Raw genomic sequence first — 1,627 nt, 5'->3', positions numbered from 1 at the left:
CAGCCCTGAGGAATCAGTATTTTTTCGGAATAAATTAAAAATAATCTCCCCCGAAAAGCGCTAAATATAGGATAATTTAACTATCTTATGGCAATAATCGTTTATTTCGGAGGAGATTTTAGTATGGTGACAAGAAAAGAAAAAAGAGAAAAAGAAAAAGAAACGAATTATTTTTTCGAGTTCCTGAAAATCAAGAGGCATTTTTTCAAAGACCTTGTGAACCAGCTAAAGGGAGTTAATGATCATCGCTGTCAAAGCCATATTACCTATCAGCCTGAAGTCCTTTTATTCACTCTATTGTTAAAAAACATAGCGGGTTTTCGATCAATGAGAAGTATGACTGACGGGTTGAATAAGGAAGAATGCATCGAAAATGTAAGGAAGATATTAGGTTTAACCATGTTAGTAGAATTGCCCCATTATGATACGATCAATAACTTTCTTTCCGGATTAGAGATGACAGAGCTGGAGAACATCCGAACCAAAATGATCAAAGAATTATTGAAAAAGAGATGCTTTGAGGCCTGGAGAATCGAGGGTAGGTATTGGGGAATCATTATCGACGGAACGGGGCTCCATACTTTCGGCGAGAAACACTGTGAACATTGTTTGAAAAGAGTTTATCGCGATAAAGAAACAGGAGAAGCAAAGACCGTGTATATGCACCATGTACTCGAAGCAAAACTCGTTGTAGGCAACATGGTTTTTAGTGTGGCATCGGAATTTATCGAAAATGAAACGGAAGAAGTGACCAAACAGGACTGTGAATTAAAAGCGTTTTATCGGCTTGCTAGGAAGTTAAAGCAAACCTTTAAACGGCTCCCCATCTGCCTATTAGGAGACAGTCTCTACGCCTGCGAAACGGTCTTTGAGATCTGTGAGAGAAACCGTTGGAACTATATTTTTAGATTTAAAGAAGGACGAATCAAAAGCATTGCCAGTGAATTTAAGCTTCTTAAGGAAATCGAACAAAAACATTCCAAGAATACGACCTGGATCAATGGGATTTCCTACAATCGACGAACGGTAAATGTCATGGAAACAACGATCAAGGTAGAGGAAAACAAGACCAAACACTACGTCTTTATTACGGATTTACCCATTACAAAAAAGAATGTGGAAAGGCTTATACAAACAGGTAGAAATCGCTGGGCCATTGAGAATCAAGGATTTAATCAACAAAAAAATCACCGATTCCAAATCGAACATGCCAATAGCCATAATTACAACGCCATGAAAAATCACTATTTGATGACACAAATTGCGGATATCATGATGCAGCTTTATGAAAATGGGATAAAAATGGTGAGGGAATTCAAAAAAACGGCAAAAGAAATATCCTCTAATCTGTTAGAAGCGATTCGGACCCGCACATTAACAGACGAGGATATGGAAATGCTGGATAAACCCCTACAAGTAAGGTTTACCTAACGATTCTATTGTAGCAAAGGATGTGATAAGAAGGCAAAAAAAACTTGGGATTAAAAAATTTTAAAAAAGACCGAGCAAAATTCGGATTCCCTTTTTGGCAAAAAAACACACGAAAACAAATGTAAAAATATAACATAAATGTCATATAAGTTAACATTTTTAGTGGTGAATTTACAATAATTACTCCTCAAGGCTG

Annotated in this window: 1 protein-coding gene; it reads left to right on the top strand. The window is 36.8% G+C overall.

Annotation, left to right across the window (positions count from 1 at the left end; all coding sequences use genetic code 11):
- Window positions 1–123 precede the first annotated feature (123 nt).
- Window positions 124–1,431 (top strand): transposase family protein, encoded by a 1,308-nt coding sequence (locus WD019_RS21555; RefSeq protein ID WP_425712794.1) that lies wholly within the window; start codon window positions 124–126, stop codon window positions 1,429–1,431.
- Window positions 1,432–1,627 lie beyond the last annotated feature (196 nt).

The organism is Fictibacillus sp. Mic-4 (assembly GCF_049843615.1).
Taxonomy (GTDB): Bacteria; Bacillota; Bacilli; order Bacillales; family Fictibacillaceae; genus Fictibacillus_A; species Fictibacillus_A gelatini.
This window is presented reverse-complemented; position numbering and strand designations above follow the sequence as displayed.